Origin of the sequence: Streptomyces sp. NBC_00086, assembly GCF_026343255.1 — a bacterium.
Lineage (GTDB): Bacteria > Actinomycetota > Actinomycetes > Streptomycetales > Streptomycetaceae > Streptomyces.
Genome location: NZ_JAPELZ010000001.1, coordinates 316,295 through 338,323, shown reverse-complemented (window position 1 = coordinate 338,323; position 22,029 = coordinate 316,295). Strand labels below are relative to the sequence as shown.

The 22,029-nt window shown below is 73.8% G+C and carries 18 protein-coding genes; 7 read left to right on the top strand and 11 right to left on the bottom strand.

Annotation, left to right across the window (positions count from 1 at the left end; genetic code table 11):
• Positions 1–529: 529 nt before the first annotated feature.
• Both OG276_RS01490 and OG276_RS01485 read right to left on the bottom strand, forming a co-directional pair.
• Complete coding sequence (locus tag OG276_RS01490; protein ID WP_266901872.1) at positions 530–4,555, bottom strand: helix-turn-helix domain-containing protein; 4,026 nt, start codon at positions 4,553–4,555, stop codon at positions 530–532.
• Between the two features lie 177 nt (positions 4,556–4,732).
• The gene (locus OG276_RS01485) at positions 4,733–5,104 is read right to left on the bottom strand and encodes a hypothetical protein (RefSeq protein ID WP_266901870.1); all 372 of its coding nucleotides are present in this window, start codon (positions 5,102–5,104) and stop codon (positions 4,733–4,735) included.
• Between the two features lie 271 nt (positions 5,105–5,375).
• Between OG276_RS01485 and OG276_RS01480 the strand changes: the two genes are divergently transcribed.
• Positions 5,376–6,539: an AI-2E family transporter gene (locus OG276_RS01480; RefSeq protein WP_266901869.1), complete on the top strand. Its 1,164-nt coding sequence runs from the start codon at positions 5,376–5,378 to the stop codon at positions 6,537–6,539.
• Between the two features lie 89 nt (positions 6,540–6,628).
• Here the strand turns inward: OG276_RS01480 and OG276_RS01475 are convergent, their stop codons facing one another.
• Complete coding sequence (locus OG276_RS01475) at positions 6,629–7,243, bottom strand: helix-turn-helix domain-containing protein (protein ID WP_266901867.1); 615 nt, start codon at positions 7,241–7,243, stop codon at positions 6,629–6,631.
• Positions 7,244–7,411: 168 nt separating this feature from the next.
• Between OG276_RS01475 and OG276_RS01470 the strand changes: the two genes are divergently transcribed.
• The 4 genes from OG276_RS01470 (at position 7,412) to OG276_RS01455 (ending at position 11,200) form a co-directional block, all read left to right on the top strand.
• Positions 7,412–8,542: an aryl-sulfate sulfotransferase gene (locus OG276_RS01470; RefSeq protein WP_266901865.1), complete on the top strand. Its 1,131-nt coding sequence runs from the start codon at positions 7,412–7,414 to the stop codon at positions 8,540–8,542.
• Positions 8,539–9,912 (top strand): uracil-xanthine permease family protein, encoded by a 1,374-nt coding sequence (locus OG276_RS01465; protein WP_266901863.1) that lies wholly within the window; start codon positions 8,539–8,541, stop codon positions 9,910–9,912. Before OG276_RS01470 ends, OG276_RS01465 begins: the two co-directional genes overlap by 4 nt.
• Positions 9,913–9,990: 78 nt before the next feature.
• Positions 9,991–10,896 (top strand): hypothetical protein, encoded by a 906-nt coding sequence (locus tag OG276_RS01460; protein ID WP_266901861.1) that lies wholly within the window; start codon positions 9,991–9,993, stop codon positions 10,894–10,896.
• A gap of 52 nt (positions 10,897–10,948) precedes the next feature.
• A complete protein-coding gene (locus tag OG276_RS01455) occupies positions 10,949–11,200 on the top strand; it encodes a hypothetical protein (RefSeq protein WP_266901859.1) in 252 nt (83 codons plus the stop codon).
• Between the two features lie 133 nt (positions 11,201–11,333).
• On the opposite strand, the gene OG276_RS01450 is transcribed toward OG276_RS01455, so the two are convergent.
• The gene (locus tag OG276_RS01450) at positions 11,334–11,954 is read right to left on the bottom strand and encodes an L-threonylcarbamoyladenylate synthase (protein ID WP_266901857.1); all 621 of its coding nucleotides are present in this window, start codon (positions 11,952–11,954) and stop codon (positions 11,334–11,336) included.
• Between the two features lie 62 nt (positions 11,955–12,016).
• A complete protein-coding gene (locus tag OG276_RS01445) occupies positions 12,017–13,378 on the bottom strand; it encodes a cytochrome P450 (protein ID WP_266901855.1) in 1,362 nt (453 codons plus the stop codon).
• Between the two features lie 311 nt (positions 13,379–13,689).
• Between OG276_RS01445 and OG276_RS01440 the strand changes: the two genes are divergently transcribed.
• Positions 13,690–15,414: a chloride channel protein gene (locus tag OG276_RS01440; protein WP_266901853.1), complete on the top strand. Its 1,725-nt coding sequence runs from the start codon at positions 13,690–13,692 to the stop codon at positions 15,412–15,414.
• 64 nt (positions 15,415–15,478) lie between these two features.
• Here OG276_RS01440 and OG276_RS01435 read toward each other — a convergent pair whose 3' ends face one another.
• From OG276_RS01435 to OG276_RS01425, 3 genes are all read right to left on the bottom strand, one after another.
• Positions 15,479–16,123, bottom strand: coding sequence for an NIPSNAP family protein (locus OG276_RS01435; RefSeq protein ID WP_266901851.1), 645 nt, complete (start codon positions 16,121–16,123; stop codon positions 15,479–15,481).
• 108 nt (positions 16,124–16,231) lie between these two features.
• The gene (locus tag OG276_RS01430) at positions 16,232–16,930 is read right to left on the bottom strand and encodes an N-acetylmuramoyl-L-alanine amidase (RefSeq protein WP_266901849.1); all 699 of its coding nucleotides are present in this window, start codon (positions 16,928–16,930) and stop codon (positions 16,232–16,234) included.
• 363 nt (positions 16,931–17,293) lie between these two features.
• Entirely contained in the window at positions 17,294–17,731 is a 438-nt protein-coding gene (locus tag OG276_RS01425; protein WP_266901847.1) for a hypothetical protein, read from the bottom strand.
• A 163-nt stretch (positions 17,732–17,894) separates the two neighbouring features.
• On the opposite strand from OG276_RS01425, the gene OG276_RS01420 reads away from it, so the two are divergent.
• On the top strand, positions 17,895–19,304 hold the full coding sequence (locus tag OG276_RS01420; RefSeq protein WP_266901845.1) for a D-alanyl-D-alanine carboxypeptidase family protein: 1,410 nt from the start codon (positions 17,895–17,897) through the stop codon (positions 19,302–19,304).
• A 33-nt stretch (positions 19,305–19,337) separates the two neighbouring features.
• On the opposite strand, the gene OG276_RS01415 is transcribed toward OG276_RS01420, so the two are convergent.
• The 3 genes from OG276_RS01415 to OG276_RS01405 form a co-directional block, all read right to left on the bottom strand.
• Positions 19,338–20,435, bottom strand: coding sequence for a HAMP domain-containing sensor histidine kinase (locus tag OG276_RS01415; protein WP_266901843.1), 1,098 nt, complete (start codon positions 20,433–20,435; stop codon positions 19,338–19,340).
• Positions 20,428–21,159, bottom strand: coding sequence for a response regulator transcription factor (locus OG276_RS01410; RefSeq protein ID WP_266901841.1), 732 nt, complete (start codon positions 21,157–21,159; stop codon positions 20,428–20,430). Before OG276_RS01410 ends, OG276_RS01415 begins: the two co-directional genes overlap by 8 nt.
• 63 nt (positions 21,160–21,222) lie before the next feature.
• Positions 21,223–21,933 (bottom strand): VanZ family protein, encoded by a 711-nt coding sequence (locus tag OG276_RS01405; protein WP_266901839.1) that lies wholly within the window; start codon positions 21,931–21,933, stop codon positions 21,223–21,225.
• Between the last annotated feature and the right edge of the window lie 96 nt (positions 21,934–22,029).

The following is a 22,029-nucleotide window of genomic DNA, read 5'->3' as shown; positions in this document are numbered from 1 at the left end:
GACCTCGTTTCACACGGCACGGTGGTGGTGAAGCACGGCAGTCCGCCCGGCACTTGGCCGTCGGTTCCGCACCCGTGACCAGCCTGTCGGCCGCCGCCGTGCCCCGTCGAGGGCCGGACGTGGCACCACCCGAACGGGCAACGGGAAACCCCGAGGGAAACCCTCATGGCGGCCTGCGCCCTTGGGAGCGATCGAGGCCCCGGGGTCCTCCGTGCGCGCAGGGTGATCCGGTCAGCCGCCCCATGCTCAAGTCCGCACCTTTGGCTGTGGTGTAGGCCCGCCTACATGGGCTCGACGAAGGGAACCCGCCACTCCGGTCGAGGGTCGGCGCCAAGACTCGTCCAGTACTCGCGCCCACGGACGATCAGTCCGTCACGGACGGTCCAGAACGACGCGGCACGGAACACCCTTTGGGCCTGGACCCGCTCCCACAGCGCTTCCACTGCCCTCGACGACTCCATGTGGCACACCCTGTCAGACGCCCCCTCGACAGATGCGGGGGCAGGCGGCCGCACCCCGTCACCACCCCTCATCGCTCCCCGCGGGGTCGGCAGCCGCGCACCGGCAGACCGGGAACCAAGGCCTGCCGCTCGCGCGGTCCGAGCCGGCCCACCGTCCGGCAGATGTCCGCCAGCCGGGCGCCGGGATCCGGGTTCCACAGCCGTACGGTGCCGTCGTTGCTGCTGCTCGCCAGGGTGCGGCCGTCGGGGGAGAAGACGACCCCCCACACGGCGTTGGTGTGGCCCGACAGCATGGCCCGGAGCCGGTGTCCGGGGACGTCCCACAGCCGCACCGTACGGTCGTTGCCGCTGCTCGCCAGGGTCCGCCCGTCGGGGGAGAAGGCGATGCCCCGCGCCGAGCCGGTGTGCCCGGTCAGCACCGCGGTGACGCGCCGCTGCTCCGCGTCCCACAGCCGTACGGTGCCGTCGTTGCCGCTGCTCGCCAGGGTCCGCCCGTCCGGGCCGAAGGCGACGGCCCGGACCGCACCCGCGTGCCCGCTGAGCGCGGCGAGCGGGCGGCGCCCGGCCACGTCCCACAGCCGTACGGTCAGATCGTCCCCGGCGCTGGCCAGGGTCCGCCCGTCGGGGCTGAAGACGACGTCGTTGGCGAAGTCGGTGTGCCCGATGAGGGTGGCGAGCGGACTGCGCGTGGCGGTGTCCCACAGCCGTACGGTGCCGTCGGCTCCGGCCGAGGCGAGGGTGCGGCCGTCGGGGGCGAAGGCCACCGAGAACACGGTCCCGGTGTGTCCCGTGAGGGTGGCGAGCGGAGCGCGCGTGGCGGTGTCCCGGAGGTGCGCGGTGTCCCAGAGCCGTACGGTGCCGTCGGCTCCGGCCGAGGCGAGGGTGCGGCCGTCGGGGGCGAAGGCCACCGAGAACACCGTCTCGGCGTGCCCCGAGAAAGTGGCCAGAACCCGCCGTCCGGCCACGTCCCAGACCAGCACCGTGTGATCGGCGTCGGCCGTGGCGAGGAGTTTCCCGTCGGGGCTGTACGTGGCGTGCCACACCTCGGTGAACGGGCGCGCCGTCAGCACCGGCCCCCGCAGGTCCCAGAGCACCACGGACTGGTCGAACGCGGCCGTGGCGAGCACCGATCCCGCCGGATCCACGGAGACCGCGAGCACGTAGTCGGTGTGCCCGGCGAGCGTCGCCGTGAGCCGGCCGCTCCGGACGTCCCACAGCCGGGTGGTGCCGTCGCCGCCCCCGCTGATGACGGTGGTGCCGTCCGGCGTGTAGGCCACGGAGTTGACGTCGTCGCTGTGCCCGGCCAGCGTCGCGGCCGCGCGCCGCCCGCCCACGTCCCACAGCCGCACCGTACGGTCGACCCCGCCGGTGGCGACCGTACGGCCGTCCGGGGCGAAGGCCGCGCCCAGCACTTCCCCGGTGTGCCCCTCCAGCACGCCGGCCGGCTCGGCCCGCCGGGTGTCCCACAGGCGTACGGTCCCGTCGGCGCCGGCCGATACGAGGCTCCGGCCGTCCGGGGCGTAGGCCAGGGCGTTGACCCGTGCGGTGTGCCCGGTCAGGACGGCGTGCTCGCCGTGTTCCCCGTCCGGGTCCCGCAACTGGATGGTCCCGTCGGCGGCTGCGATGGCGAGGGTGTCCCCGTCGGGGGCGAAGGCCACCGCCCGGGCGCCCGCCGTACTCGCAGGCAGCACGGACACGGCGCCGCCACCCGCTCCGACCGGCCAGAGCCGGACCGGGCCGTCGGTGGAACCGGCCGCCAGGGTCCGCCCGTCGGGGCTGAAAGCGACCGTGCGCACCCGGCCGGGCGCGGTGAAGGCGGCGACCGTGCTCCGGTCGGCCACCCGCCGCAGCAGCACCTTCCCGTCGGAGCCGGCCGTCGCCAGCAGCCGGCCGTCCGGTGCGAAGGCCACCGCGTTGACCGGCCCGCCGTGCCCGCCGAGCCGCGCCAGGAAGGGCTGCGACTGGGTGCTGAGCAGGGCGCCGCGCGCCTCGGGCGTCGCTTTGGCCCGGTAGGCCTCCTCGGCGAGCAGCATGGAGGCCTCGGGCTGTCCGGCCGCCAGTGACAGCGACCGGGCGGCCAGCGCCTGGGACCGGGCGGTCCGCTCCTGGCCGAGGGCCCCCGCGCGCTGCTGGTAGGCCACCGCGCCTGCGGTCAGCGCGAGCAGGAGCAGGACGACGAGCGTGGCCAGCATCCGCTGGTGCAGCCGGACCCGGAGCCGGTCCTGACGCCGGCGGGCCTCCTCGGCGGCCCGGCTCGCGTCGAGGAAGGCCGCCTCCCGGGGGCCCAGTCGACTGCGGCCGTCCAGCTCGTCGGCCCAGGCGCGGGCGGTGGCGAGGCGGCTGCCGCGGTAGAGCACCGACGGGTCGCGGGCCTCGCGCACCCATTCGTCGGCGGCCTGGGCCAGTTGCTGGTGCACCAGCAGTCCGGCCCGGTCGGCGTGGATCCAGCCGCGCAGCCGGGGCCAGGCGTGCAGCAGGGCCTCGTGGGTGATCTCCACGGTCTCGCTGTCCGCGCTGATCAGCCGGGCCCGGACGAAGGCGTCGAGGGCGGCGGCGGCCCGCGCGGTGTCCGCCTGCCCCTCCAGCAGGGCGGTCCGGCTCATCCGGCGCCGGGTCGGCCCCGTACCGTCGGCGAGGTGTACCAGCCGGACGAGGAGCCGGCGCACCATCCGCTGCTCGGCCGGGTACAGGCGGGCGAACACCTGCTCGGCGCTGCGCGCGACGGCGCCCTGGATGCCGCCGGCGTACTCGTATCCCGCGACGGTGAGCGTCGATCCCTCGCGCCGCTGCCAGGTGGCCATCAGCGCGTGCGACATCAGGGGCAGGGCGCTGGAGGGCGCCTCCCCCGGCCATGCCTCGGGAGGGGGACCGCCGCCGGGGCGCGCCACGGGGTCTCCCGCACCAGGGTCTCCCGCAGCCGGGTCCCGTACGCCCGCGTCCCGCAGCAGCAGCGGGACCAGCCCCGGTTCCAGTACGAGCCCGGCGAGCTCCGCCGGACGCGTGATCGACTCCCGCAGCTCCGCCACGGACATCGGGGGCAGCACGAACAGCCCGTCGCTGAACACGGCTGCCAGCTCCGGCAGGTCCAGGCACTCCCCGGAGAAGTCGGCCCGCACACCGAGCACGACGACGGCGGGGTCATATCCGCGGCCGGGCGGCGCGGTGGCCAGGGCGAGGAGCACCCGTACGAAGGCGCGGCGCTCCTCCTCGTCGGAGCAGAGGGTGAACAGCTCCTCGAACTGGTCGACCAGCAACACCGGCCGCACGGTCGGGAGCTGCCGCCGCTGCGCTCCCGGGAGGAGGCCGGCGCCGTGCGTCAGCCGGTGGACGGATTCGAGCAGCAGTTCCGGGTGGGAGCTCAACTGCGCCGGGGTGACGCCGAGATCGCCCCCCACCGCCTTGACGGTGGCTTCGAGCAGTTCCCGCAGCGGGTGCGCGGTGGGGGTGAACCGGACGGCCGGCCAGCCGTCGGCCCCCGCCACCGGGAAGCCGCCGCGCCGCAGGGCCGGTACCAGACCCGCGCTGAGCAGGGAGGACTTGCCCGCGCCCGATCGGGCGACGAGGAGCAACGGGCCGTGCCCGAGCCGGTCGTGGACCCGCTCGACGAGGGCGGCGGTGGCGCGCTCCCGGCCGAAGAACCACTGGGCGTCCTGCGGGGTGAACGCCGACAGACCGCGGTAGGGGCAGGCGCCGTCCGACTGCGGAGCACGCTGCCGGGGCGGACCGGGAGCGGCCGGAGGGCCGGGAGTGCCGGGAGTGCCGGGAGTAGAGGGAGTGCCGAGAGGGCCAGGAGGGCCGGATCGGCCGGCCGGCCCGGTGCGGGGGCCGGCCGGGGTGCCGCAATCCTCGCTCTCCGGTACCAGCCGCAGCAGTTCGCCCTCGGCCCCGAGGGCCCGGTCGCAGCTGCGGGCCACATCCAGGGTGACCGGCTTCGCACCGGTCTCGATCTTGCTGAGATAGCCCTTGCTGTAGTGCGTCTGACGGGCCAGGTCGCCCAGCGACAGGCCGCGCTGCACGCGCAGCCTTCGCAACTGGGCGGGAAAGGCCGCCGCGGTCCCGCTCGCGCGCTCCGGATCCCCCAAGACGTCCCCCATGGCAATGTGCGCCCAGGCTGTGAGAGGCAGGTGCCCAGGCTAGCGCGGGGGTCGGAGGGCCGACCGGCCATTCGTGCGGTGTGGCGTGGAACAGCTACGTTCCGGAGCCCGGCCGCGGGCCGGACTCCGGAACGTCCTTGCGAGTGGTGAACGGGCGTGTCGGCCGCCCGTCAGCCGCTAGCGGTTGAGGGTGATCGAGTTGATCGGTCCGAGGTCGGCGTAGACCCCGGTGCCCTGGGCGATGGGGTTGCCGCAGTTGACCCCGTTGGAGCCGGCGCACAGGCGTGCGGTGGCGCCCCCGTACTGGTTGTTCAGGACCCAGTGGTTGCCGTACTGGTTGGTGAGGTTGTGGGCCCCGTAGCTGTAGAAGACGTGGCTCGGGCTGACGGCGGGGTTCTGGTTCTGCGGGTAGATGCAGACCGCCCCGTCCGGGCATCCGGCCCACGTGTCGGCCGGCTGGGCGCCGGACGCGCCGGCGGCTCCGCTCAGTGCGACGACGGCGGCCGCGGCGGTGGCGAACGCGGCGGCGCCGCGGATCATCTTGCGCATGGTGTCCCCTCGGGTCTTGCTCCGTGCTGACACCTCGAGCCTGTCCCCGGCGGGCACCGGGGTCGACGGGTTTCCCGTCGCCCGTCGGCGGCCGGGACCGGGAAACCCCCTGTGACCAGCGAACTCCCCGAAGGAGGGGCAACGCCCGCGCCTGCTCCTTCGGCCCAGCGCGGATGAGGCCTTCGGGCGAACGCGCTGCGCGGCGCACGGGGAGGCCGCCGCCGGGGTGATAGCCCGAGGGGACCAACACACCCCGGAGGTGCGGCCGCACATGACCAGGCGACTCGTGACGCGGCCCGCCCGGCGGCTCGGGCCCGGCGGCCGCCCCCGCGGCGAAGACCCGACCGGGCGGGACGGTACCCCGGCGCACGAGGCGGCCGTGGCCGCACGGGTGGCGGCCCCGGTGGCCCCGGTGCTGCGGACCGCGGCCGGATACGCCTGGCGGCTGCTGGTCGTCGGAGCGGCGGCGTACGCGGTCTTCGCCGTCCTGGGCCGGTTCCACGAGATCGCGCTGGCCCTCTTCCTCGGCCTGGTCGCCGCGGCCATGCTGCGCCCGCCGGCCGGTCTGCTGGCCCGGGTGATGCCCCGCGGCCTCGCCGTGGCCTGCGCGCTGATCGGCAGCCTGATCGTGGTGCTCGGCGCCCTCGCGCTGGTCGGAGAGGCCGTCGCGGGGGAGTGGCCCACGCTGGTGCGCGAGTTCAGGGCCGGGCTGGCCCGGATCCAGAACTGGCTGGAGGGCCCGCCCTTCCGGCTCGACCCGCACGCCCTGAACGATGTCCAGTCGAAGATCGGCACCTACTTCTCCACCCACCGCTCCACCTTGCTGAGCACGGCCCTGAGCGGGGCCGGGAGGGTCGTGGCGGTGTTCACCGTGGTGGCCCTGGCACTGTTCTGCTCGGTCTTCTTCATCCACTCGGGCGACCGGCAGTGGAACTGGTTCTGCGGGCAACTGCCGGAAGGCGCACGGGACCGGGTGGCCGCGGCCGGGCGGGCCGCGTGGCGGACCTTCACGGGCTACTCCCACGGCATCGTGATCGTGGCCGCGACGAACGCCGTCCTCGTGGGCATCGCGCTCTACCTCCTCGGCGTCCCGCTGGCCGTGCCGCTCGCCCTGCTGGAGTTCGTCGCCGCGTTCGTCCCGCTCATCGGCTCCCCGGTGGCCCTCGGCATTGCCGCCGTCGTCGCCCTCGCCGCCAAAGGGCCGCTCGTGGCGGGCCTCGTGGTCGCGCTCATCGTGGTCATCGGCCAGATCGAGGGCCACTTGCTGCACCCGCTCGTCATGAGCCGGGCGGTACAGCTGCACCCCATGGTGGTGGCCCTGTCCGTGGTCGCGGGAGCCATCGCCGCCGGGATCGTGGGGGCCGTGGTGGCGGTTCCGCTGGTCTCGGTGGCCTGGACCGTCCACCAGTCCTTGCGCGCCACCCGTACGCGCTGACCGTCCGCGGTCCCCGTAGGAACTGACCGTCCGCGGTCCCCGTACGCGCTCACCGTCCGCGGTCCCGTGCGCGTACGGGCGGCCTCCGGTCAGCCCCGGGGGTCCACGACGGCCTCGACGTGGTCGGCGACGGCGACGAGCAGTACCCGCGTGCCCGCCTCCAGCGCCCGCCAGCGGTGCTCCACGCCGCCGGTGAGGTACAGGGTGTCGCCGCGGCCCAGGCGGTGGGTCCGCCCGTCCGCCTCCACCTCGGCCGAGCCGTCGGCGACGTACATCAACTCGTCGTTGCGGTGCCGGAACGCGCGCTCGGCGTCGTGGTCCCCGGTGAACTCCAGCGCGTGCATCTGGTGCTGGCCGCGTACGAGCGGACGGACCCGGGCCGTCGGATCCGGCCCGGAACCCGCCCCGGCGCCGAACCCGGAATCGAGTCCCGCGTCCAGCCCCGGATCGGCGTCGGCCCGCACGATGTCCACCCGGCGCGGGGTCTCCCCGGCGGCCAGCAACTGCACGGCCGTGGTGTCCAGGGCGTCGGCCACCCGCTGGAGCGAACGCATGCTGGGGCGGGCCCGGTCGTTCTCGATCTGGCTCAGGAAGGGCGAGGACAGCCCGCTGCGCGCGGCCACCTCGGCGAGGGTGAGGTCCAGCGCCCTGCGCCGTCTGCGGATGCCCGCACCGATCCTCCGCTCGGACGTCTCGTCTTCCACTTGGCCGCCCACCCCGCACCCCGCTCGTCGTTCTCCGCCTCTGACGATCATCTTCCCGCACCCGGCCGCGGGCTTCGCACGCCCTTCACAGCGCCGCAACAATGCGCAGCTAACTTCAAAGGAGATTGCTCGCATCAAATAAAGTTTCACGCTCCGCAGGAGGACAGCATGCCCCCGGTCGACCAGAACTTCCGCCGCCGCCGCGGCACCGGTCTCATCGCCCTCGACCCCGCCGCCTCGGAAGGCGGGTACACCCTCTTCGCCCCGCTCACCGGCACCGGCGAGGTCTACCTGATCGACATCCACGGCGAAGTGGTCCACGAGTGGCACCTGCCCTACCGCCCCGGCCGGCACGCCCGGATCCTCGACAACGGGAACCTGGCCTACAGCGGCGTGCTCCCCGGCGAGGAGGCCCTCTTCCCGATGTGGCACAAGTACCGCGGCGGCGTGATGCTCGAAGCCGCCCCGGACGGCACCGTCCTGCGCGAACACCGCGATCCCCTCCAGCACCACGACGCCCACCACCTCGGCGGCGGCCGCGTCCTCTACACCGCGCTCGAACCGCTGCGGGGCGCGGACGCGGCGGGCGTGCTCGGCGGAGTGCCCGGCTCGGAGGCGGCCGGCGGCACGGTGTGGGCCGACACCATCACCGAGGTCGACGCCGACGGCTCCGTACGCTGGTCGTGGAGCGCGGCCGAACACCTCGACCGGGCCGAATACGCCCTGCACCCCGACTACGCGCGCGAGCACTGGCCCCTCATCAACAGCGTCGTACCGCTCGCCGACGGGAACGTCCTCGCCAGCCTGCGCAGCGTCTCCGCCGTGGTCGTCATCAGCCGGGAGACCGGCGAGATCCTCTGGCGCACCGAGCCCGGAACCGTCTCGCAGCAGCACGCCCCCACCGAACTCGCCGACGGCCGGGTGCTGGTGTTCGACAACGGCGTCTTCCGCCCCGGATCGGACGTCCCCTACTCCCGCGTCATCGAGATCGAGTGCTCCTCCGGCAAGGTCGTCTGGGAGTACCACGACCCGGCCCGCGAGGCCTTCTTCGCCCCGTTCATGGGCAGCGCCCAGCGCCTCGCCGGCGGCAACACCCTCGTCACCGACTCCCCGTCCGGCCGCCTCTTCGAGGTGACCCCGGAGGGCTACCTCTGCTGGGAGTACGTCGTCCCCCACTTCGGCGCCTACCAGGAGTCCGAGGTCCGCGGCCTGTTCCCGTCCGAACCCAACGCCGTCTTCCGCTCCTACCGGTACACCGCCGAAGAGCTGCCCTGGCTGGACGGAGAGGCCGCCCGATGAGCACCGCCCGCGCGTTGCGCGCAGCGGCGGGCCCGGTCAGCCCGGTGGACGAGCGGCTGCCGCTGCGCCGGCTGGCCCCGCTGTCCGCACAGCACGTGCTGGCCATGGTGGCCGCGCCCGTCTCCACCACGTTCCTGACCGGCCAGGCCCTCGGCCTCACCGCCGCCGGTACCGCCTCCCTGCTCAGCGCCACCCTGGTGCTCTGCGGCGCCGGCACACTGCTCCAGTCCCTCGGGATCTGGCGGTTCGGGGCCCGGCTGCCGTTCGTCATGCTCCCCGGCGGGGCGGCCACCGCGCTCTTCCTCCAGATAGCCAAGGACCACGGCCCCGCGACCGCGACCGGCTCGGTGCTCCTCGCCGCGGCGCTGCTCTTCGCCGTCCTGCCCTTCTACGCCAAGGTCGTACGGCTCTTCCCGCCCGTGGTCATGGGCGTCACCGTGCTGCTCATCGGGATCGCCATGATCCGCGTCGCCGCCCAGCTGGTCACCGGCCGCCCCGGGAGCCCCGGGTACGCCGCACCCTCGGCGGTGGTGCTGGCCGGCGCCACCATCGGCTGCACCGTGCTCTTCCTCATGGTGCTGCGCGGGATCTGGCGGCAGACCGCCGTGCTCCTCGGGATGGGCGCGGGCACCCTCATCGCGCTCACCACCGGCCTCGGCCACCTCGCTCCCGTGGGCGGAGCCGGCGGGGGCCTGACCCTCCCGCACCTCCTCCCGTACGGTGCACCGCAGTTCGACGTGCTCGCCGCGCTGCCCCTCCTCGTCTTCAGCCTCACCACCCTCGCCGAGATCACCGGGCAGACCGTGCTCAACAGCGAGACCGTGGGGCGCGAGAGCGATCCCGGACGCGATGTGCCCCGGGTGGCCAGGGCCGACGCACTGATCTCGGTGTTCGGCGGCCTGTTCGGCACCTCGCTGATGGTCACGAGCGCGGAGAACATCGGCATCGGCCGGCTCACCGGGGTCCGCAGCCGCTTCGTGACCGCCGGGGCGGGAGTGCTGCTCATCGCCGTCGGCCTGCTGGCACCCGTCTCCCGGCTGCTCGCCGCGATCCCCGCACCCGTGGTCGGCGGATCCGCCCTGGTGATCTACGGCATCATCGCGGTGATGGGCGTCGACATGCTCGGGCGGACATCGCCCGGCGCCGGCGGCGGTTCCACCGTGATCGCGCTGGCCCTCACCGCCGGACTGCTGCCGGTGGTGGCTCCCGACCTCTACCAGGGGTTCCCCACCTGGGCCCGGACGGTCCTCGGCAGCGGGGTGGTGGCGGGCACGCTCGCCGCGGTCCTGCTCCACGCGCTCTTCCGCGCGGTCGCCAGCGGCGAGGCGCCGGGCACGGGGTCCGCGCGGAAGACCGGCCCCGCGGACTGACGGCGCCGATCCGCCGGGCCGGCGGCTATCCTCGCGCGGCGAAGGCGGGTACAACTGCTGTGCGAAGAGGGGGAGCAGATGCTGCGCGATGCGCGCGAGTGGTTCGACGGCGCGGCCGACGGGGAGATACGGGCACTCGAAGAGGTGCCCGGCATCGATCCGGAACGGCTGCGGGAACTGTGGTGTGCCGAGCCGGAGCTGATGCTCCGCCTCGACCGCCTGCACACGGCCGCGCAGCGGGCCTTCGAACGGCGCACGCGGGCGGCGGTCACCGAGGACCTGCTCCGGGCCCTGCGCGCCGTTGCCCAGGGGGCCGACGTGGCCCGGCTGGAGACGGCGGTCGCGCTGGCCGGAACGCGGCTGGAGGCCGATACGGCCACCGCCGGGGCGCGCGGCCTGAACACCGGCCTGACGTGCGGGATCGTGGTCAGCCCGGTGATCCTGGTCGTGGTCTTCGCGCTGGGGGCGTGGGTGCCCCGGATCTTCGGAGTGGAACTCGGCTGCCAGCCGCGACTGGCCCTGGCGGGAGCCCTGGTGTGCTTCGCGGGCGGCGCGATGGGCGCGGTCTTCAGCGTGATCGTCCGGCTGCGCGATCCCCGGCAGCTCATCCGCGACAGTGTGGTCGTCCGCGACGGCACGGGCGGGGCCGGTCCGGACGCGGATCCGGTCCAGCTGTGCCGGTCGCTGCGCCAAGAGGGCTGGTACCGGGTGGTGGTGGGGTGGTTCCTGGCCACCGCGCTCTACCTCCTCGTCGCCGGCGGGATCCTCACGGTCCTCACCCCGCCGGCCACCCCCGCCGAACTGTGCGGTCCCGGCCCGCTCTCCGCCGAAGCGCACGGGGCCCTGGTCAAGACCTGGTTCTTCTGGGGAGCCATCGGCTTCCTCGCGGGCCTGAACGAACGCTGGGCGCGCGGCCTGCTGCGCCACCCCTCGGCGCCCGTGGGCGAGGCGGCCGGGCCGGGGGAGGGCACGCGGCGCCCGTAGCGCACCGCCGTGCCGGACGGCGTGATCCGCGGGATCCGGTTAGCGTCGGGGCATGAGTACCGAACCGCAGACCTTCGAGATCCTGCTGGTGCCCGAGCACGTGGTGGAGGGGTCGCCCGACGACGCCGTCCGGTCGGCCGTCGTCGCACCGACCGGTCAGAACGGCGCCTCCGGCTACCCCCGCTACTCGGGTGACGGGATGGTGGCCGACATCGATCCCCGCACCCGAACGGTGGAAGCACTCCTCGTGGACGGCTCCGAGCTCGACTACGGCCTCAAGCCCGTCCTGTATCCGCCCACCTGACACGCCGTACCCCCCGGCGGCCGTACGTTCTGCGGCCGGGGGGTACGGCCAGCCGGCCGTACGTCCCGCGGCCGCGCAGTCGGCGGGCGGAGAGCAGGCCCGTCCTGCGCCGCCGCCCGCCCGTCGGCCGCCGTTACTCGAAGCGGGCGGTGTCCCCGGCGCCCCGCCGGACGATCTCGGCCTCGCCGCTGGAGAAGTCGATGACCGTCGTCGGCAGCGTCCCGCACTCGCCCGAGTCGACCACCATGTCGACGACGTGGTCGAGCCGGTCCTTGATCTCCCAGCCCTGCGTCATCGGCTCCGCCTCGTCGGGCAGGAGCAGCGTGCTCGACAGCATCGGCTCGCCGAGCTCCGCCAGCAGCGCCTGGACCACGACGTGGTCGGGGATGCGCACGCCGACCGTCTTCTTCTTCGGGTGCTGGAGCTGGCGCGGCACCTCCTTCGTCGCCGGGAGGATGAAGGTGTAGCTGCCGGGGGTGGACGCCTTGATCGCGCGGAAGACGTCGTTGTCGATGATGACGAACTGGCCGAGCTGCGCGAAGTTCTCGCACACCAGGGTGAAGTGGTGGCGGTCGTCGAGCTGCCGGATGGACCGGATCCGGTCCACACCGTCACGGTTGCCCAGCTGGGCGCCCAGCGCGTAGCAGGAGTCCGTCGGATAGGCGACGAGCCCTCCGGCGCGGATGCCGTCGGCGATGCTGCTGATGGCGCGGGGCTGGGGGTTTTCGGGGTGTACGTCGAAGTACTTTGCCATCCGCAGAGCCTACGGGATCCGGCGGTTGCGGCACTCGTGGCCGGGCGCCGCCCCGTGCAGGACTATCGCCCGCGGTCCGCGCGGGCTGCGAGCGTGGCCGGCGTCGGACCGTCCGGACGCACCGTGATGCTGTAAGCGGCCTTGTCCGGAACGGACCGGAAGGTCGGCACATGGGCCGGCAGCAGCTGTTCCAGCAGCACCGTCGACTCGCGCAGCGCGAACTGCAGCCCGAGACAGGCGCGGGGGCCGATGCCGAAGGGCACGTACCCGCCCGGGACGGACGGCCGACCGCCCGGTGCGGTGAAGCGCAGCGGGTCGAAGCGCTCGGGGTCGGGCCACAGCGCCGGGTCTCGGTGCGCGAGGTAGGGGCAGACGACCACGTCGGTGCCCGCCTCGACGGCGTAGCCCGCCAGGACGTCGTCCTCGACGGCGTGCCGGGGCAGGATCCAGGCGGACGGGTACAGCCGCAAGGTCTCGCTGACCAGGGCCTGGATCGCCTCCCGGCGCTCCGCCGAGCCCTCGCCGCCCGCCGCGAGGGCCCACTCGCGGGCCTCGGGACGGCGGTCGAGCAGCAGGTACAGCCAGGTGAGCGTGGTGGCCGTGGTCTCGTGCCCGGCGACCAGCAGCGTGACCAGCTCGTCGCGGATCAGCCGGTCGGTGTACTCGGGCCGCTCGGCGGACGCCTCCACCAGCAGGTGGAGCAGCCCCGGCCCGTCGGGGCCCGCGGAGCCCCGGCGGGCGGCGGCGATGGCGTGGTGGGCCACGGCGTCGATCCTGGCCAGGTCGGCGGCCACCGCCTCCCCGGCGTCGGCGGCGTCGGCGGGCAGCGTCGGCAGCGCCGCCACCACGGCCGCGACGGATCCCAGTTCGCGCTCGGTGTCCGCGTCCAGCGGGTGGCCGGTCAGGGAGCGCCAGATGGTGTCGAGGGCGAAGCGCCGCATCTCCTCTCCGAGGTCGAAGACCTCCCCGGTACGGGCGTACGCGGCCCAGCGCCCGGCCGCGACCCGCGCGGCCTCGGCGATCCGCTGCTCGTAGCGGCGCATCCCGGTGCCCGTGAACTGGGACTGCAGGAGCCGCCGTTGTCGCTTCCACGCCTCGCCGGTCGCGGAGAGCACGCCCTCGCCGACCAGCAGCCGGGCGCGGTGCGAGCGTTTGACGTAGCGCTGCGGATGCAGGGCCAGCACGTGCTGGATCGCCCCCGGATCGGTGACCAGCACGGTCGGCCGGCCCGTTGGCCCGCCGCCGGGGCCGCCGGGGCCGCCGTCGCCGAGCCGGAACGCGCCGACCCCGCCGAGCCGTCCGCACACTTCGGCGAGGAGCTCGACGAGCTGGCCTCCCCCCGCGCTCCACCGCTCCACGACGGAGGGCTCCAGCTCGGGGACCGGAGGACTGACGCGGCCCACGGGACCGGCTTCGATGGCCATCGGTGCTCCCCTGTGCGTCCGTTGGTCGGCTGGGTGCCGCCCGCGCCGGGCCGGCGGCAGCACGGACTGTACGGGACAGGGAACGGTCGGGGGTCGGCCTTCGGCCAGGCGGCACACCCTCCCGGACGGACCGGCGACGGACCGGCTTCCGTATCGGCGAGCGGCCCACGACAGGCCTACGCCGGGCGGGTGTACCTCCGGCCCGCCTCCGGGCCGCGGCGGGAGGAGGCCCGTTGGATGGGGGGTCCGGGGGATCGTGGTCAGGGGCCGGGGCGCGCGATCGGCGGTGGATCGGTTCCTGAGGAGTGCACATGGGTCCGTTCTCGGCGGACGCGGCACGGGACGCGCTGAACCGCACCCAGGCCGCGATGCTGCTGCCCGCCGTACTCGTGGGCGCCGGGTCGGGACTCGGCGCGGTGGGCTTCCGCTGGCTGATCGAGGTCTTCACCCGGGCGCTGTCCGGCCACGACGACTACTCCTCCGCAGGCCACGCCGACAACCCGTACGTGCCGTGGCTCGGACCGTACTTCGTGCTGCTCGCACCCGTGGTCGCGGGCGCGCTGTACGGACCGCTCGTCTACCGCTACGCCAAGGAGGCGCGCGGCCACGGCGTCCCCGAGGTGATGTACGCGGTCGCCCGCCAGGGTGGCCGGATCCCGCCCCGGGTCGCGGTGGTGAAATCCCTGGCCTCCGCGCTGTGCATCGGCGGCGGCGGTTCCGTGGGCCGCGAGGGGCCCATCGTCCAGATCGGGGCCGCGCTCGGCTCCACCGCCGGAGCCCTCCTGCGCCTGCGCGAGGAACGGATGCGGCTGCTGGTGGCCTGTGGCGCGGCCGGCGGCATCGCCGCCACCTTCAACGCGCCCCTGGCCGGCGTCTTCTTCTCGATGGAACTGATCCTGCGCGACTTCACGGCCCGCGCCTTCGGCCTGGTGGCCGTCTCCGCGGTCACCGCCAGCGTGATCGGACGCGCGGCCCTCGGCGACGAACGGTTCCTGGAGCTGGCGCCGGTGAGCGCCGGCCACCTGGCCGCGTACGTCCTGTACGTACTGCTCGGCGCGCTGGCCGGGGTCGTCGGGGTGCTCTTCACCAAGGTGCTGTACGGGGTGGAGGACCTCTGCGACTCCGTGTGGCACGGCCCGGAATGGCTCCGCCCGGCAGCCGGCGGCATCGTGCTGGGCGCGATCCTGCTCGCACTGCCCGAGATGTACGGGGTCGGCTACCCGGTCCTCGGCAAGGCCGCGGTGGGCGGGTACGCGATCGGATTCCTGCTCGTACTGCTCGTCGGCAAGATCATCGCGTGCAGCGTCACCATCGGGATCGGCGGCTCGGGAGGCGTCTTCGCGCCCAGCCTCTTCGTCGGCGCCATGCTCGGCAGCGCCTTCGGGCAGACGATGGACCACCTCGCCCCCGGAGTGACCGGCTCGGCCACGACCTACGCCGTCATCGGGATGGGCGCGGTCTTCGCCGGTTCGGCCCGCGCACCGATCACCGCCGTCGTGATCATCTACGAGCTGACCGGCGAGTACGGGATCATCCTGCCGCTGATGGTCGCTGTCGCCCTCGCCACCGGAGTCAGCCACGCGCTCAGCCGGGACACCGTCTACACGGCCAAACTCCGCCGCCGCGGGGTCGATTTGGACCTGACCGGCCCCGCCGCGATCGAGGTCCGCACCGCCATGGGACCGCCGCCGCCCGCGCTCGCTCCCGGCACCGGACTGCGCGAGGCGGTCACGGCGATGATCGAGGCCGACGCGGGCCGCCTCCCCGTCATCGACCGGCACGGCACCTACACGGGCTCGGTCGGCGCGCTCGCCCTCTCCCGGGCCCTGCACGAAGGCCTCCCTGGGAACACGCCCGTCGAGGCGGTACGGGACCACCCGCCGACCCTGCTCGCCGGCCAGTCCCTTCAGGAAGCGCTGCCGCTCCTCGCCGCGAGCGAGGGCGACGGACTCCCGGTCCTCGACGAGGAACGGCTCCGCCTTCTGGGATGGGTCTCCCACCGCTCGGCCCTACGGGCCCTGCACCCGACGTCCTGATGTGGTGACGGGCCCGGGGCGCGGCGGCAACGGCCGCACGAAGTCTTTCTCGGCATCGGCCGGTTCACGGCGACGCATCACCCGACCTTGATCCACCCATGGGGATGCGCCCCCGGACGGGCTCCAGCCGGAGGTGCCGCGGAGCCGACTTCAGCCGGAGCGAGAGGTCCGGCAGGCGCGGTGCCTGCCCCGCCGTGAACCAGAGCAGGACGTCCTCACCGGTCCGGACCGGCAGTGCGGGGAAGGTGTTCTCCGCTTGCTCGGAGCGGTGTACCGCCTGCGCGGGGGTCCCGGCGGCGGCCAGGGCGGGGCGCAGGTGCCGCTCGAAGTGATCGGTGAAGGCCGTGAGGTCCAGGGGGTGACAGATGGTTGCCACGGTGGGCCCCGTGGTGGCCGGGGCGGTGAACCCCGGTCCGCGCAGCAGGAGCACATCGTCCGAGTCGATCATGGTCGCGTTGGCCGCCTCGCGATGGGCCTGCCAGACGGGGCCGCCGTAGAAGGCGCGCAGCGCCCGGTCCCGTGCCTCCATGTCCGGGAAGCTGCGCAGCCAGACGAAGCGGTCCGGGTCGTCGAGGTCCCGGAACCGGCCGCCTACGGTGATGCCCGCCGCCTCCTGCCCAGTGACGAATTCCCGCTCGAAGAGGTCGACCAGGGTGTCCCGGGCGCCGGGGTGGAGGGTGTACTGCCGGAGCTCGACTATGCCGTTCATGGCCCGGACACTAGAGCCCATCCACTGACACCTCCTGTCAGTGGACTGACGGGAACATGCACGAAACCACCGGGCGGACAGGCCTCCTCACGGACCGCCTGACCCGGCTCACTCTCCGCCGGGCAGGCGCTCGCGCACCCGGCGCATGATCTCGGCGCGCTGGCCGGACCGGAGGGTGCCGGGGCACGCGTGCCCGCCCCACGCGGCGCCACCCATGGCGTGGATCCCCAACCCCGGTTGGTCCGGGTGCTCGCTGACGGCTGCCGGCCAGCCGTGCGCGCCGGCGCCCCAGGCGTAGATGCGGGCGACGGCGTCGACCTGCGCCTCGGTGAGCGGGCGGGTGGCGAAACCGGAGGTCTCGACCGAGGCCCACGAACCGTTGCCCTCCACCTGCGCCCAGGCCCGGTCCAGTACGGACACGTACTGCTCCGTCTCCCCGTCCCGGGAGACCCAGAAGTGCGAGGAGGTCTTGCCCCCGGGGGTGTTGAACCGCTCGTACAGAGAGCCTTCGCCCTCCTGGACATGGAGCACGAGCCCGCGCTGCGCGTCGCGGTCGCCGAGGACGAAGTTGCGCTCCAGGGGGATCCTCGACGCCCCCGGCATCCATCCGGACGCGGCGGAGGCGGTGGGCGAGGCCTCGGGCGTTGCCGCTCGCCCGTCCCGGCCGCGGTCGTCGTCGGCCCGTCCGGAGCCGCCGGACCGGGCGACCAGCAGGGAGCCGGTGGTCGTGGTGAGGAACAGGGCGCCGCCGCCGGCGAGCAGACGTCGCCGCGACGGAGCCGGGGGGCCGGGGGGATTGGGGCTCATGAGGGGTGTCCGGTTCTTGGTGGTGCCATGCGTGGGGGAGTGGGTGATTCTTCGGGGCGCTCATGATGGGGCCGTGATCGTTTGATGACCGTTTGACGACGGGTGCCGCCCCGGGCCCGGCCGGACGGATTGTGACCAACTGGTCATCCAGTGCGCATCACCTGCGCATATGCGGCAAGGAGACTGGCTGCTGATCCAGAACGGCACGAGCAAGGCGGTGTACGGCATGACGGCGGTACCGGTGGAGGGCGAGACGCCCGGCGCTACGAAGGACGAGCACCCGGCGGGGACGCCCGGCGCGCGCGACGCGCACACGCCGGGTCCCGCCGAGCGGCCCGCCCCCGACGCCGGATCCCGGCCGGGTCAGGAGCCGCGCACGGTGCCCGCTCCTAGGACGGATCCCGGGGCGACGGCTGCGCCCGATGCCGCTACGGCTTCCGGGCTGGAGCCTGAGTCCGGGTCCGAGTCCGGGTCCGAGCCCGAGCCCGGGTCCGGGTCCGGGTCCGAGACCGCGGTCGTGCCCGCGGCCAGGTCCGGGGCCGGGGCGGCGTCCGGGCCTTCGTCCGAGCGCGCGGCCGTACCCGCGCCCGGCGTTCCCGCCGGGCCTGAGGTGGCCGCGTCCGCTCCGGACGCGGAGCCGGAGCCCGAGCCGGACGCGGAGCCCGAGCCGGAGCCGGCCCCCGCGCCGGGTGCTGACCCGGAGCCGGACACGACGCCGGCAGCCGGTACCGGCACGGGTGCCGATTCCGGTACCCGTCCTGAGTCGGACTCCGAGAAGACGAGCACGTTCATCGCGCTCAAGCCGCTGGACGAGGCTCCCTCTCCGCCGGTGCCGTCATGGGCGTCGGCGTCGGCGTCGGCGCCCGGCCGGGCGCAGGTACCCGTACGACCTGCCCCGCCTTCCGGAACCGTGCCGGCTACGGGCCCCGTCCCGGATCAGGGAACCGCGCCGGCTCGGGGACCTGTGCCCCTCCCGGCTTCGGGAGCCGTCCCGACCGCTCCGCACACCGCCCCGGCCCCGGGAACGGCGCCCGCCCCCACCCCCGAGGGGACCACCGAGCAGCCGTTGCCCGCGCTCGATCTGCTCGCGCAGCTCACCAACACCCCGCCGCCGCCCGCGACCCCCGGTCGGACCGTGGCCCGGCGGCTTCGGATCTGGGTGCCGCCGCTGCTCCTGCTGGTCGCCGTACTGGCCGTCGTACAGGCGCTGCGGCCGCTGCCCGACGCCGTCCTCACCAGTGGGGGCGCCGCGTCCTCCGTCACCCTCGACGGGCGTTTCGACGTGCCCTGGCCGGAGAAGGGCCAGGCCGCCGTACGGATCGGCGGCGCGGGCGACGTCGGCACGTTCGGGGAGCAGAAGCCCGTGCCGACGGCCAGCGTCGCCAAGGTCATGACGGCCTACGTGATCCTCAAGAACCATCCGCTGAAGAAGGACGAGGACGGCCCGCAGATCGCGATCGACGCCAAGGCCGTCGCGGACGGCACTTCTTCGAGCGAATCGCGCGTGACGGGTCTGACGGCCGGCACCCGCTTCTCCCAGCAGAACATGCTGAAGATGCTGATGATCCCCTCGGGCAACAACATCGCCCGCCTGCTGGCCCGTTGGGACACCGGAAGCGACTCCGAGGCCGCGTTCGTGGAGAAGATGAACGCCGAGGCCAAGGCGCTCGGGATGACCTCCACCACGTACACCGACCCGAGCGGGCTCGACGCCAAGACCGTGAGCACCGCCGTCGACCAGCTGAAACTGGCCGAGGAGGTCATGAAGTTCGACGCGTTCCGGGCGATCGTCCAACTCCCCAACGCCGACATCCCGGGGCTGCAGGAGAAGCTCATCAACAACAACGACGACCTGCTCATCGCCGGACTCAGCATCAAGGGCATCAAGACCGGCTCCAGTTCGGCGGCCGGCGGCGCGCTGATGTGGGCGGCGTACAAGACGGTGGGCGACAAGACCCCGCTGATCCTCGGCACGATGCTCGACCAGCACGTCACCGGCGCCGACCCCGACGGTGCCAACAGCCTGAAACTGGTCAAGCAGAACAGCAAGAAGGTCATCGAGGCCGTCCGCGCGTCCCTGACCTCGGCCGGCGCGGTCAAGAAGGGCCAGGTCGTCGGCTACGTGGACGACGGGCTCGGCACCCGGACCCCGGTGGTGGCCACCCGCGACACGGCCGCCGTCGCCGTGCCGGGCCAGCAGCTCGAACTGACCCTGGCCGTAGGAGAGAAGGGACTCCCCGAGGAGGCGCGGGCCGGCACCGAGATCGGGGTCCTGACCATCGGCACCGGTCCGGGCGCCCCGACGGTCCCCGTGGCACTCCAGACGGACCTGTCCGCACCGTCCCTCGGCGCGAAGCTCGTACGCCTGCGCTGAGCGGCCGTCGGACGTCCCACGTACGGGCGATGCCTACCGCGTGCCGGGGAGTCGCACCGTGACGAGGAGGCCGCCGGTGGGGCCGGGGGTCAGGTCGAGGGTTCCGGCGTGGGCGCGGACGATGCTGTCCACGATCGCCAGGCCGAGGCCGACACCGGCGTGTTCGTCGGTGCGTACGCGGTCCGTCGCGCGCCGGAAGGGTTCGGTGAGCGTCGGGACCAGTTCCGGTGGGAGCAGAGGGCCCGTGTTCTCGACCCGCAGCACGCTCCTGTCACCGAGCTCCTCGGTGTGGACCGTCACGGTCCCGCCGGTGGGGAGGTTGTGGACGACGGCGTTCTGGACGAGGTTCGTCACCATCCGCAGCAGCAGCTCCGCGGAGCCGTCGGTCCGGGCCGGCCCGCCGGTGACGTCGAGGGTGATGTGGCGCTGCTCGGCGAGGGGAAGCAGGGTTTCGGCGGCTTCCTCGGCGAGGAGCGAGAGGTCGACGCCCTCGCGGGCGAAGTCCGCGCGGTCGCCGTGGCTGAGCAGCAGGAGGGCCTCGGTGAGGTCGATCGCCCGCGTATTGACGGAGTGCAGGCGTTCGATGAGCTCGCCCCGGTCCCGCGTCGGGTCCTTGCGGGCGACGTCGAGGAGCGCCCTCGAGATGGCCAGCGGGGTGCGCAGCTCGTGGGAGGCGTTCGCGGCGAACCTCTGCTGCTCGGCCACGTGGGACTCCAGCTGGTCGAGCATCGAGTCGAACGCGTCGGAGAGTTCGCGGAACTCGTCCCGGCGGCCCCGCAGGCGGATCCGGTGGGACAGGGAGCGGTTCCCGGCCGTCCGCGCCGCGTCCGTGATCCGGGTGAGCGGTGCGAGCATCCGGCCGGCGAGGATCCACCCTCCGACGAGGCCGAGCACCAGCAGGAACGCCAGTACCGCGGCCGCCCTCGGAGCGAAGACGCGCAGGAGGTTGGACCGGATGGGAAAGACACCGGGTGTGGGCATGTCGGCGGAGACGACGAGCGCCCGGTCGGGGACGTACCGCAGGAGGAACAGCCACACCGCAGCGAGCAGCAGGACGCCGGCGACCATGAGGAATCCGGCGTAGCTGAGGGTGAGTTTGGTGCGAACGCTCAAGCCGGGCGCCCTATCCACGGTCCACCCCACGGCCCAGTCCCCGGCCTGTTCCCCGGTTTGCCTCCTCGGGTCCGGCCTCCGGCGCCGTGTCCATGCGGTAGCCGACGCCGGGCACCGTGGCGATGATCCACGGTTCGCCGAGCCGTTTGCGCAGGGCGGACACGGTGATGCGGACGGCGTTGGTGAGGGGGTCGGCGTTCTCGTCCCAGGCCCGCTCCAGCAGGTCCTCGGCGCTGACGACCCCGCCCTCGGCGGCGACGAGGACTTCCAGCACGGCGAACTGCTTGCGGGTGAGCGCCACGTAGCGGCCGTCGCGGAAGACCTCCCGGCGGAAGGGGTCGAGCCGCAGGCCCGCGAGCTCGCGGACCGGGGGCCGGGCGTACGCGCGCCTGCGGTCGAGCGCCCGCAGCCGCAGGACGAGCTCCCGCAGCTCGAAGGGCTTGGTGAGGTAGTCGTCGGCGCCGAGTCCGAACCCGGAAGCCTTGTCGTCGATCCGGTCGGCAGCGGTGAGCATGAGGATCGGGATGCCGCTGCCGGAGGCGATGATGCGGCGGGCGACCTCGTCGCCGGAGGGGCCGGGGATGTCGCGGTCGAGGATCGCGAGGTCGTAGGAGTTGACGGCCAGCAGTTCCAGGGCGGAGTCGCCGTCGCCGGCGATGTCGGCCGCGATCGCCTCCAGCCGCAGACCGTCACGGACGGCCTCGGCCAGGTAGGGCTCGTCCTCGACGATCAGTACGCGCATGTCCGAAGCCTAAGCACCAGGACATATCGCCGTCGTATGCAAGACGCGCAGGGGGTACGCGCGTCAGCCCGCCGGTGCCAGTGCGGGGCTGGGCCGGTCCGACGACGCCGCCTCGGTGCGCCACCAGCGGCGCGAGGCGACTGCGGCCAGGGCGGCGCCGGCCGCGTTGACCAGGACGTCGTCCACGGAGGAGACCCGGTCCAGCCGGAAGACGTACTGCGCGGTTTCGACCAGGACCGAGCAGCCCGCACCCAGGGCCAGGACCCGCGGCACGGAGGCCAGCGCCGCCCACCGCATCGGGGCGAAGAACCCCAGCGAGGCGAAGACCAGCAGATTGCCGCCGATCCCGAGCGGCCCCATCGTGAGCAGGTCCCGTACCGGCACCAGGCTGAACCGGCCGGGGACGATCCCGGCTCCGGAGCCCGGCATCATGGTCATCCACACGAACGGCACCGTCCCGTGCACCATGGCGACCTCGGCCAGCGACATCCGCCACGCCGATCCGGCGTCGACGCCGGCGGCCCGCCGACGGCGGGTCAGGGCCCACGCCACCAGCACGGCCAGGGGCAGGGCGACGAGGGTCATGAGCACCACGCCGTTGAACGTGTCGAAGCAGCCGTGCCACTGCCAGGCCATGCATCTCGGGGCGGACATCATGAGCGGCATCCGCACGGCGTACAGGGCGCTCGCCATGACGAGGGCCGCCAGGCCGAGGAGTACGACCCTGCGCGTGGGGCGGCGGGGCGGCGGCGACGGGGATGCGTTGTGGTCCATATCCCTAGGGGAGACGGTGGGCCGTTGCGGTGGCGTATGCGGTTTTCGATACGCCCGCCATACGCGCCGTACGCGCCATACGCGCCATACGTGCGA

What these genes read in the sequence shown, in the direction of transcription:
- OG276_RS01485 (WP_266901870.1), bottom strand. Translation starts at nt 5,104, where the DNA reads ATGCGCAAGATGATCCGCGGCGCCGCCGCGTTCGCCACCGCCGCGGCC.
- OG276_RS01450 (WP_266901857.1), bottom strand. Translation starts at nt 11,954, where the DNA reads ATGGCAAAGTACTTCGACGTACACCCCGAAAACCCCCAGCCCCGCGCC.
- OG276_RS01480 (WP_266901869.1), top strand. Translation starts at nt 5,376, where the DNA reads ATGACCAGGCGACTCGTGACGCGGCCCGCCCGGCGGCTCGGGCCCGGC.
- OG276_RS01460 (WP_266901861.1), top strand. Translation starts at nt 9,991, where the DNA reads ATGCTGCGCGATGCGCGCGAGTGGTTCGACGGCGCGGCCGACGGGGAG.
- OG276_RS01445 (WP_266901855.1), bottom strand. Translation starts at nt 13,378, where the DNA reads ATGGCCATCGAAGCCGGTCCCGTGGGCCGCGTCAGTCCTCCGGTCCCC.
- OG276_RS01490 (WP_266901872.1), bottom strand. Translation starts at nt 4,555, where the DNA reads ATGGGGGACGTCTTGGGGGATCCGGAGCGCGCGAGCGGGACCGCGGCG.
- OG276_RS01430 (WP_266901849.1), bottom strand. Translation starts at nt 16,930, where the DNA reads ATGAGCCCCAATCCCCCCGGCCCCCCGGCTCCGTCGCGGCGACGTCTG.
- OG276_RS01465 (WP_266901863.1), top strand. Translation starts at nt 8,539, where the DNA reads ATGAGCACCGCCCGCGCGTTGCGCGCAGCGGCGGGCCCGGTCAGCCCG.
- OG276_RS01455 (WP_266901859.1), top strand. Translation starts at nt 10,949, where the DNA reads ATGAGTACCGAACCGCAGACCTTCGAGATCCTGCTGGTGCCCGAGCAC.
- OG276_RS01440 (WP_266901853.1), top strand. Translation starts at nt 13,690, where the DNA reads ATGGGTCCGTTCTCGGCGGACGCGGCACGGGACGCGCTGAACCGCACC.
- OG276_RS01435 (WP_266901851.1), bottom strand. Translation starts at nt 16,123, where the DNA reads ATGAACGGCATAGTCGAGCTCCGGCAGTACACCCTCCACCCCGGCGCC.
- OG276_RS01470 (WP_266901865.1), top strand. Translation starts at nt 7,412, where the DNA reads ATGCCCCCGGTCGACCAGAACTTCCGCCGCCGCCGCGGCACCGGTCTC.
- OG276_RS01405 (WP_266901839.1), bottom strand. Translation starts at nt 21,933, where the DNA reads ATGGACCACAACGCATCCCCGTCGCCGCCGCCCCGCCGCCCCACGCGC.
- OG276_RS01410 (WP_266901841.1), bottom strand. Translation starts at nt 21,159, where the DNA reads ATGCGCGTACTGATCGTCGAGGACGAGCCCTACCTGGCCGAGGCCGTC.